The organism is Rhizobium sp. IBUN (genome assembly GCF_000510625.1).
GTDB classification, from domain to species: domain Bacteria; phylum Pseudomonadota; class Alphaproteobacteria; order Rhizobiales; family Rhizobiaceae; genus Rhizobium; species Rhizobium altiplani.
Window position 1 is genome coordinate 155,799 of sequence record NZ_AZNV01000010.1, and the last position, 9,861, is coordinate 165,659.

The window sequence follows — 9,861 nt, forward strand, 5'->3', positions numbered from 1 at the left end:
CAGTCACGGATCACTTCGGGCAAGCATTGTCCGTCGTGTAGTCGTGAACCTTGATGGTTCCCGCAATGATGCCTTCCTTGGCCTTGTCGAGCGCGGCCTGCATGTCAGGCGTGATCAGCGCCTTGTTGTTGTCGTCCATGGCGGCGGCAACGCCGTCTTCCTTGACGCCGAGCGCCAGGACGCCGGCCGTGAACTTGTCGCCCTTGACGTCGCTAAAGCCGTTGTAGACGGCAAGGTCGACGCGCTTGACCATCGAGGTCAGGACGGAGCCCGGATGCAGGTGGTTCTGGTTGCTGTCGACGCCGATCGAGAGCTTCTTGTTGTCAGCGGCCGTCTGCAACACGCCGAGGCCCGTCGCACCTGCTGCCGCGTAGATGACATCAGCGCCCTGATCGATCTGGTTCTTGGTGAGTTCGCCACCACGGACCGGGTCGTTCCAGGCAGCGCCCGTCGTGCCGGTCATGTTCTGGAACACCTCGATATCGGATTTGACGGAACGTGCGCCCTGCTCGTAGCCGCATTCGAACTTGCGGATCAGCGGGATGTCCATGCCGCCGACGAAGCCGACCTTGCCGGACTTCGATGCGAGGCCTGCGAGAGTGCCAACGAGGAAGGAGCCTTCTTCTTCCTTGTAAACGACCGAACGAACGTTTGGCTTGTCGACGACGGCGTCAACGATGACGAACTTCGTGTCGGGGAATTCAGCTGCGACCTTCTCGATGGCCGAGGTCCAGGCGAAGGAGACGGCAATAACCGGGTTGAAGCCACGGCTTGCGAAGTTGCGGATTGCCTGCTCGCCCTGCGTGTCACCGGTCGGCTCGAAGTCGCGATAGGCGATACCGGTTTCTTTCTTGAACTTCTCAGCGCCATTAAAGGCTGCTTCGTTAAAAGACTTATCGAACTTCCCGCCGGTGCCGTAAACGAGCGCCGGCTTGACGTCCGCGGCCAGCGCCGTTGTGGACATGGCAGCCACGGCCAGGAGAGTCAGAAGGGATTTTTTCATGAGTTGCAGCCCTATTGTTTCTATTTGTTTGGGTCCTCCCGCAAGCCTGTTTCAGGCATGTCTGCGGAACCACCGACCTCCCCCCGGAGGCCTGGCTGGGCGCATCCTTGCATGGCTCAAAAAAAAATTCACGAGAAATTTTTCGACTGGTAAAAATTTGCCGCAATTGCCAAAAATCAGCTCAGGCGGGCTGTTTTTTGCACAAAATCATCGTTGGGTTGCGATTTTTCTAGCCAACCCCGGAACTGGTCGACGCTATTTGTTATGCTGCAAATCGGCCAGCCGCAGGCGATCTTTTGTAGCCTGCCATCCACAACAGCAGCGACAACACCAGGAACACGGCGAATGCTGGCTGAAGCATCAGCCATTGGAAGGCAAGCGTGTAAAAGCGCGGGTGGATATAATAGGCGATGCTCGATTGCAGGCTTTCCAGCGAGGAGGGGCTGAGGTCCTGCCATGCGTCGCCCACGGGGGTAATGACCACGGAAGAGGCGGCAACGGACTGGATGGCATCGACCGTTCCGGCGATGACGGCAACGGCCAGCGCGACAAGACTCGTCAAACGCAAAAGGAAACGCATCGAACTCTCCGGCGATCAAACATGGCAGGCATTTTCCCGGCCAGCCGCGCCATTCGTCAACCTCTACAAAAGATAGTGATGGAGGGGTGGAGCTGCAATGGAGGGCGTGAGCGCACTTTTACCGGAAGAAGTCAAAAAACTGTTAGATTTGGGTTGATCGACAGAAATTCATCGGTATATATCGCGGCCGTTCCGACGATTTGCATCTTCGCCGATGCAGACCGCCAAAGGACAGGTGGCCGAGTGGTTGAAGGCGCACGCCTGGAACGCGTGTGTACGTGAAAGCGTACCGAGGGTTCGAATCCCTCTCTGTCCGCCAAATATCTTCTGAAGATACTTGTTTTACTAGAATAGTCTCTTTGGCGTCCGTCAGGTCCGCCGTTCAGCCCGCGGCCGGTCACGGCTGAGTTTGTCGCTACCTGCGTCGACAGAGCTGCCGCTTCGCTAATGCGGACAGAGCGCCTCGCTCCGTTGGAGCAAACGCGTCGCCCCCCGTTAACGTAGAATTCCAGCAGGGCAGAGGGCCACCCAGCGACCAGCGTTCATGGGCTGCCATCGGAATCAGCTATTTTCTAGCGCCGTCGGAGCCCGCCGAGGCAACCCTTGCCTCGGTTTCCGAGGAGGCGGTTGAGGCTGACGCCGGCGCTGGAGCTTTGCGACGCTTGAGGTATTCCTCGAAGCGCTGAAGAACGACATAGAAGGAAGGCACGAAGAGGACTGCAAGGCAGGTCGAGGCAAGCATGCCGCTGAACACGGAGATGCCGATCGACCGGCGCGCGTTGGCGCCCGCGCCTGTAGCAAGGACCAGCGGAAGCACCCCGAGGATGAAGGCGAAGGATGTCATCAAGATCGGGCGGAAGCGCAGGCGCGCCGCCTCCACGGCTGCTTCCAGGATTTCCATCCCCTGCATGCGTTGCTCGCGGGCATACTCAACGATCAGGATCGCGTTCTTGGAGGCGAGCGCAATCAGCAGGATAACGCCGATCTGGGTATAGAGGTTATTGGCAACGCCGATCGCCATGAGTGCGCCGACCGTACCAAGTAGCGCCAGAGGCACCGCCAGCAGCACAGCGAGGGGCAGGATCCAGCTTTCATATTGGCCGGCGAGCACGAAATAGACGAGCAGTATGGCGAGTGCGAAGACGAAGTAGATCTGCGAACCGACGGCCTTTTCCTGGTAGGACATTGCCGTCCAGTCGAAGCCAGCGGTCGGTGGCAGTGTATTGCTGGCGATCTGCTCCATCACGTCGAGCGCCTGGCCGGAGCTAAAGCCCGTCGCCGCCCCGCCAACGATCGTGGCGCTGGGATAGAGGTTGTAGAGACTGATCAGGGACGGGCCCTGCATGGGAGTGACGTCGACCACGGTACCTAGCGGCACCATGGTGCCGTTGCCCGCCTTGACCATCAGCCTGCGGATGTCCTCAGGGCTGACGCGCGCGTCGGGTGAGGCCTGCACATAGACCTGGAAGGTACGACCGAATTTGCTGAACTGCGTCACATAGCTGGAGCCTACATAGCCGGAAAGCGCGGAGAAGACCTGGCCGACTTCAATGCCAAGGGTCTCGGCCTTGATCCGATCAACGGTGACCGCCAATTGCGGCACGCCTGCGCGGAAGCTGGTGCTCAGCCGTTGTAGAGCGGACTGGCTGTTGCCGTTGCTGACGATGCTGTTGGCCAGAGATTCGAGGAGGGGGTAGTCGAAATCGCCATTGCGGATCTCCACCTGCATGGTGAAGCCGCTGGCATTGCCGATGCCCTGGATTGGGGGCGGCACGAGCACAAGTGTATTGGCGTTGAGCACCTCCTTCAGCGCGCCGTTCAGATGCTCGTAGATCGACAGTAGGTCCTGCCCCTTCTCCTTCTCGCGCGCGCCCCAATCCTTCAGTACGACATAGACAACGCCTGCGTTCGGCAGGCTGGCATTGTTATCGAGCACCGAAATGCCGCTGATGGTCAGTACGTTTTCGACCCCCGGTGTCGCCGCGGCGATCGTGCCGACCTGTTGCATGACTTGATCGGTTCGCTCCTTGGAGGCTCCGTCGGGCAACTGAGCACCGATGAGCACATAGCCCTGATCCTCGACCGGCAGGAAGGCGGTCGGCAGACGGGCCAGACCCCAGCCAGCCACCGCGATTAGCACAAGCGCTATCACGACCATAAGGCCGCTGCGGTGCACCATCCGGCCGATCAGGCCGGCGTAACGGCGCTCGATCGGATCGTAGGCGCGGTTGAAGGCCCGGTAGAAGAAGTTGCGCTGTTCCGGCGGGACGGGTGGCCGCAGCCAAAGGGCACACTGCGTCGGCTTCAGCGTCATGGCGTTGATGGCGCTGATGAGGGCGGTGGCGGCAATTACAAGGGCGAATTGCCGATAGAGCTGCCCGGTTAGACCCGGCAGGAACGCTGCGGGAATGAAGACCGACATCAGCACCAGCGTGATGCCGATCACCGGCCCTAACAACTCATCCATCGCTTTCTCGGCGGCTTCGCGACCCGGCAGGCCCCCCTCGACGTGGCGAGCGACGCCTTCGACGATAACGATGGCGTCGTCGACGACGATGCCGATGGCAAGGACGATGGCAAAGAGGGTCGACAGATTGACGGTGAAGCCGAGGGCGGCCATGGCCGCGAAGGCGCCGATGATCGTCACCGGCACCGTGGTTGCCGGCACAAGCGTCGCCCGCCAGTCCTGCAGGAAAACGAGAATGACGATCAGCACCAGAACACCCGCCTCGATAAGCGTCTTGTAGACTTCGTCGATCGAGGCAGTGACGAACTTTGTGGTGTCGAAGGGCATCTGGTATTGCAATCCCGGCGGAAAGCTCTTGGAGAGCTCGGCCATCTTGACGCCCACCTCCTGGGCGACGGTAAGAGCATTGGCTTCCGGCAGCTGGAATATGCCGATGCCGGTCGCGGGATGACCGTTCTGCATGAAGGTCTGGCTGTAGGTCTGGGCACCCAGCTCGACCCGACCAATATCCCGGATGCGCGTAATGCGGCCACCGTTCTCGGCATCGACCTTCACGATGATGTTTTCGAAGTCGGGCGCCTCGCTGAGGCGGCCATTGACGTTCAGCGTGTATTGGAAATCCTGGCCGGTCGGCACCGGCGGTATGCCGATCTGGCCGGCCGCCACCTCCTGGCTCTGTTGCTGCACGACGGAGATCACGTCGTTCGGCACAAGGCCCCGTGCCTGCAGAAGGTTGGGATCCATCCAGATGCGCATCGCGTACTGGCCCGCGCCGAAAACCGTGACGCTGCCGACGCCTGGTAGACGCGAGAGCTCGCTTTGCAGGTTGATGACCGCATAGTTGGAGAGGAAGAGACTGTCGAAGCGGTTGTCCGGCGAGGTCAGAGTGACGAAGCCGAGGATGGACGTCGATTTCTTCTGCGTGGTTACACCCTGCAGCTGCACGGCCTGCGGCAGCGACGACATGGCGATTGCCACGCGGTTTTGGACGAGCACCTGCGCCTGGTCTGGATCGGTGCCGATGGCAAAGGTGACGTTCAACGAGTAGGTGCCGTCGCTGGCGCTCGTCGATTGCATGTAGATCATGTCTTGAACGCCGTTCACCTGCTGCTCGATCGGCAACGCGACGGTATCGACAAGGGTCTTGGCGCTGGCGCCGGGATAGCGCGTCGTCACCGATACGGTCGGCGGAACGACGTTCGGATATTGCGCGACGGGCAGCTGGATCAACGCCACGGCGCCGATCAGCACCATGACCAGAGCGAGAACGTTGGCCAGTACCGGCCGCTCGATGAAAAAGCGCGAGATCATGGCTTGGCTGCTTCCGCAGCAGAGGGTGCAGGCGTATCGGTCCGGGGCACGACTGTTGCATGGGGAGCAGAGGTTGCGTCCTCGCCGGGATCCAGTTTGACCTTCTCCGGCGCGACTTTCGCGCCTGGAATTGCCCGCTGAATACCTTCGGCGACCACCCAGTCACCGGGATCGAGACCCTCCTCGATCACCCGTAATCTTCCCTGCCGCTGGCCAGTCTTGACTTGGCGTTGCTCGATGACGTCATCCTTGCCGAGAACCAGCACGTAGCTGCCCTGCTGGTTGGAACCGATCGATTCGTCGCGGACGAATATGCCGCCGTCGCGATGGCCGACCGGGACCCGCACGCGGGCGAAAAAGCCAGGCAGCAGGGCGCGGTCCTTGTTGTCGAGCAAGCCGCGGACCTGCAGCGTACCCGTCGAGGCATCGACCTGTGGCGCCGCATAATCAAGGCGACCCTTATGCGGATAGCCGTCTTCGCCCTGCAGGCCGATCTCGACAGGAACATTCGGAAGGTCGACTTCGCGGAATGTCTTGCCCTGCCGTGCCAAATCCTGCTTGATCGCCAGGACCTGCGGTTCGCTGACGTTGAAATAGACATAAATCGGATCTAGCTGGACGATCGTGGCAAGCTTGGTCGGTCCGGCAACGCCGACAAGCGCGCCGACATCCACGAGATGAGCGCTCACCACGCCGTCGAAAGGCGCCAGAACACGGGTATAGCCGAGATTGATCTCCGCCAGTTGCAGGCTCGCCTGGGCGTTGAGGATGTTCGCGTTCGCTTCATCATAGGCGGCCGTCGCGGTGTCCACATTGGTCTGGGTGGTGGCCTGCTGCTTTATGAGCGCGAGCTGTCGTTGGTACTCCTGCTGACGCCCGACCTGGGAGGCTTTCGCGGAAGTCAGCGATGCCTGCGCCTGATCGCGCTGCGCCGTATAGGTATTGCTCTGGATCGAGAAGAGCTGATCACCCTGTTTGACCGATGCGCCATCACGGTAGTCGATCGTGTCGAGGAACCCTTGGACGCGTGCCTCGATGTCGACGCTGTTAAAGGCAGCGGTATTGCCGGTCAGCTCGAAATAGGTGGTTACCGGCTGCACCAGCGGCTGGGCCACATGGACCACCGGCGGCGGTGGCGGAACGTATTCGTTCTTGCTGCCGTCACACGCGGATAGCGCTGCCGTTGCAGCAAGCGTGATCGATAATTGTAGGCTTCGATACAATTTACCACGCATTTTGCCGCCTCAACCGCTTCAACGCTTCAGCTGTAATGCACGTGCGCCTCGCCTATGAACGACCCGTATCTCCCCCGGCGAAGTAAACACTAATATTCCTGTAGATCGCTGAAGTTGCAATAGCTTAAACACGGCGGCTGCTTAGGCGTGTCCAGGAGTGCTGCCAGCCGGTTGCACTGCCGTCTCGCCTGGCCACCGTGTCCACCCAAAAGAGGCCATCCAGTCCCGACACGATCGAAGGGGGTGAAAGTGGGAGAGTCGCGGCCGTACCCAAGGGTGAGCATCAATCACATTCGAAAGCCGGCTCCAGTAGAAAATACTTGCATCAACCGACCGGTCAGTCAATTATGGACCGTACGCGGGAGGAAATCCGCATCGAGACTATGTTCTACCGTCACCGGGCGCCGCTGGAAGCGGCATTGCCGGCCGCTTGGGCGTGGCCTCTGGCGGAGATGGCCGGCAGGGGGGTGGAGGCATATCCAGCGCCCGCGACGGGTAACGTGATACGATCCCATGCAAGCCATCTGCAAAGGCCAGGGAGGGCATGATGCAGTCACTGATAACACCAGTCCATAAACCGGTTCCGGTGGAAATTCTGCAGGCGGAGCTGCGCAAGGTTTGCGGTGCCTTCGATCTCGAGCCGATGGGCCGCGACGGTACCATGGCCGGTGATGTTGCGAGCCGCCGCATCGGCTACTTCGAGACGGCCGTGGTCGGGCTCGACGCGCGCCATGTCAGCCGCAGCACCCGCTCGATCCGGCAGGACCCGGGCGAGCATCTCTTCCTTCTGATCCAGGACGAGGGCCACTGCCGCGTCGAGCAGAGCGAAAAGACGGCCACACTTTTGCCCGGCGATATGTTCCTTGTCGATTCCGTACTGCCGTCCTCCTTTGTCTATGACGGCGTACGCTCCAGCCAGGTGTCGCTGCACATGCCGCGCCACGAAATGCTGCACCGCTTTGGCAAGGAATGCACCGGTGGCGTCGCGATCAGCCGCGACGACCCGCTGTGGGTCGCCATGCGCGCGGTGCTGACGAAAATGCTCGCCGAGCCGGGCGCGACGACGCAGCTCGGCGAAGCCTTCTTCTGCCTGATGGGCGCGTATCTCCAGGGTATCAGGACCCAGGAGAAAGCGCGGCCGGCCGAAACGCTGCTGTCGCGGGCGCTCGCCCTGATCGATCGCCACTGCGCCGATCCTGGTTTCGGCCCGAGCGAACTTGCCCGCCGCCTCAATGTCTCCGAACGCATGCTGCAGCGGCATTTCCAGACGCTCGGCGAGACGCCCGGCCACCGGCTGCTCGGTCGCCGGCTGGAGCTTGCGCGTGCGCGCCTTGGCGCGCCGCAGCAAGGCCAGGGCGGACAGGGAATCGCGGGCATCGCCTTCGATGCTGGCTTTAACGACCTTTCCTACTTCTACCGCGAGTTCCGCAAAAAATACGGCATCACGCCGGGCGCAGTTGTCCGCAGCCCTGTCGAGCGCTGCCATTGACGGATTTGTCCAATGCGCTGGACGGCCCCGTCCAAGTGGGGCTCGAGCACTTCATATAGGCTATCCCGCCAATAGTCCTGCATGAGGTGGGGCTTGAAGGGAGGAGGCGATCATGACGCTGCACAGCGCGACGATCAACGGTAAGCCGGTCAACGGCCAAAAGACTTTCAGCGTATCGAACCCGGCGACGGGCGAGGAAGTGGGTCGCGCGCCAGACATGGGTGCGGCCGAGCTTGACGCCGCCGTCGCCGCCGCCAAGGCCGCGTTTCCGGCTTGGTCGGCCAAGAGCGACGAAGAATTGCAGGCCGCCTGTGCCGCCGTCACCGCCCGCATCGAAGCGCATGCCGGAGAACTCGCGGAACTTCTGACCCGCGAACAGGGCAAGCCGCTGAACGGCCTGGGCTCGCGCTGGGAACTCGGCGGCACGGTCGCCTGGGCCGGCTACACGACCGGGCTTTCGCTGCCCGTCAAGGTGCTTCAGGACAACGAGCAGGGCCGCGTGGAGCTGCACCGCAAGCCCCTCGGTGTCGTGGGTTCCATCGCGCCATGGAACTTCCCTGTCATGATCGCGATCTGGCATATCATGCCGGCGCTGCGCACCGGCAACACGGTGGTTGTCAAGCCGTCGCCGCTGACCCCACTTTCGACGCTGCGCCTCGTCGAGATCATGAACGAAGTGCTGCCGGCCGGCGTGCTCAACGTCGTTACCGGCGACGATACGGGCGAATTCAACCTCGGCGGCGCCATGGCAGCCCATTCGGACATCCGCAAAATCGTCTTCACCGGCTCCTGCGCCACCGGCCAGAAGGTCATGCGCTCGGCTGCCGAGACGATGAAGCGCCTGACGCTGGAACTTGGCGGCAACGACGCCGGCATCGTGCTCCCCGACGCCGATCCGGCGGCAATCGCCGAAGGTCTGTTCTGGGGCGCCTTCATCAACAACGGCCAGACCTGCGCTGCTATGAAGCGCCTCTACGTGCATGAATCCATCCACGACGCTGTCTGCGAGGCGCTGGTCGCCTATGCGAAGAATATCCCGGTCGGCAACGGCCTTGAAGAAACGAGCGTTCTCGGGCCGATCCAGAATCGCATGCAGTTCGACAAGGTGAGCCGCCTCGTCGCCGACGCCAAGGGCCGCGGCAAGGTGCTGCTCGGCGGTGAAGCGGGCGAGGGCCTGTTCTTCCCGCCGACCATCGTCTCGGGCCTTTCGAACGGCGATGCGCTGGTCGACGAGGAGCAGTTCGGCCCGGCGCTGCCGGTGATCAAGTATTCGGACATCGAGGACGCGATCCGTATGGCCAATGACAGCCCGAACGGTCTCGGCGGCTCGGTCTGGTCCTCCGACCTCACCGCCGCCAAGAAGGTCGCGGCTCGCATGGAATGCGGTTCGGTCTGGATCAACAAGCATGGCGCAATCCAGCCGAACGCGCCCTTCGGCGGCGTCAAGGCCTCCGGCTTCGGCGTCGAGTTCGCCATAGAGGGGCTAGAGGAATACACGGACATCCAGGTGGTGTTCGCTTGAGCATGCAAGTCCTGAGATAACTAGGGAGGTGACATGAAAGAGGTCGCCTCTGGAGAGAACGGATCACTGAGATGCAGGTGATGATCGAGGGACAGTCACGCTTCCAGCCTTTCGGCTTATCCTGTTGGGGTTCGGAAAATCTCAACAGGGGAGTTGGAAGCATGACTGCCTCCTATGNTTACCATATCGGCGTCGACTACCACAAATCCTATAGCCACCTCGTGGTGCAGGATTCGGCTGGCAAGACGCTGCGC

General features: G+C 61.5%; 6 protein-coding genes, 1 tRNA gene and 1 pseudogene. 4 read left to right on the forward strand and 4 right to left on the reverse strand.

The genetic code is table 11. The features are described from left to right. Positions 1-10: 10 nt before the first annotated feature. Positions 11-1,003, reverse strand: a complete 993-nt coding sequence (locus RHIBUN_RS0112255; RefSeq protein WP_018855300.1) for a BMP family ABC transporter substrate-binding protein — start codon at positions 1,001-1,003, stop codon at positions 11-13. 262 nt (positions 1,004-1,265) lie between these two features. Continuing rightward, entirely contained in the window at positions 1,266-1,583 is a 318-nt protein-coding gene (locus RHIBUN_RS0112260; protein ID WP_025659800.1) for a hypothetical protein, read from the reverse strand. Between the two features lie 229 nt (positions 1,584-1,812). Here RHIBUN_RS0112260 and RHIBUN_RS0112265 point away from each other — a divergent pair. Then, positions 1,813-1,902, forward strand: a tRNA-Ser gene (locus tag RHIBUN_RS0112265). A 246-nt stretch (positions 1,903-2,148) separates the two neighbouring features. On the opposite strand, the gene RHIBUN_RS0112270 is transcribed toward RHIBUN_RS0112265, so the two are convergent. Both RHIBUN_RS0112270 and RHIBUN_RS0112275 read right to left on the reverse strand, forming a co-directional pair. Then, on the reverse strand, positions 2,149-5,361 hold the full coding sequence (locus RHIBUN_RS0112270; RefSeq protein WP_025659801.1) for a multidrug efflux RND transporter permease subunit: 3,213 nt from the start codon (positions 5,359-5,361) through the stop codon (positions 2,149-2,151). Continuing rightward, the gene (locus RHIBUN_RS0112275) at positions 5,358-6,596 is read right to left on the reverse strand and encodes an efflux RND transporter periplasmic adaptor subunit (protein WP_025659802.1); all 1,239 of its coding nucleotides are present in this window, start codon (positions 6,594-6,596) and stop codon (positions 5,358-5,360) included. Before RHIBUN_RS0112275 ends, RHIBUN_RS0112270 begins: the two co-directional genes overlap by 4 nt. A gap of 586 nt (positions 6,597-7,182) precedes the next feature. Between RHIBUN_RS0112275 and RHIBUN_RS0112280 the strand changes: the two genes are divergently transcribed. The 3 genes and pseudogenes from RHIBUN_RS0112280 to RHIBUN_RS37305 form a co-directional block, all read left to right on the forward strand. Then, positions 7,183-8,085 (forward strand): helix-turn-helix domain-containing protein, encoded by a 903-nt coding sequence (locus RHIBUN_RS0112280; RefSeq protein ID WP_245267902.1) that lies wholly within the window; start codon positions 7,183-7,185, stop codon positions 8,083-8,085. Between the two features lie 112 nt (positions 8,086-8,197). After that, a complete protein-coding gene (locus RHIBUN_RS0112285) occupies positions 8,198-9,607 on the forward strand; it encodes an aldehyde dehydrogenase family protein (RefSeq protein ID WP_025659803.1) in 1,410 nt (469 codons plus the stop codon). 71 nt (positions 9,608-9,678) lie between these two features. Beyond that, positions 9,679-9,861: pseudogene (locus tag RHIBUN_RS37305) on the forward strand (IS110 family transposase); the annotation flags it as partial.

Bases quoted from the DNA above. Each gene is read 5' to 3' on its own strand.
- RHIBUN_RS0112260 (WP_025659800.1), bottom strand. From the start codon at position 1,583: ATGCGTTTCCTTTTGCGTTTGACGAGTCTTGTCGCGCTGGCCGTTGCC.
- RHIBUN_RS0112275 (WP_025659802.1), bottom strand. From the start codon at position 6,596: ATGCGTGGTAAATTGTATCGAAGCCTACAATTATCGATCACGCTTGCT.
- RHIBUN_RS0112270 (WP_025659801.1), bottom strand. From the start codon at position 5,361: ATGATCTCGCGCTTTTTCATCGAGCGGCCGGTACTGGCCAACGTTCTC.
- RHIBUN_RS0112255 (WP_018855300.1), bottom strand. From the start codon at position 1,003: ATGAAAAAATCCCTTCTGACTCTCCTGGCCGTGGCTGCCATGTCCACA.
- RHIBUN_RS0112285 (WP_025659803.1), top strand. From the start codon at position 8,198: ATGACGCTGCACAGCGCGACGATCAACGGTAAGCCGGTCAACGGCCAA.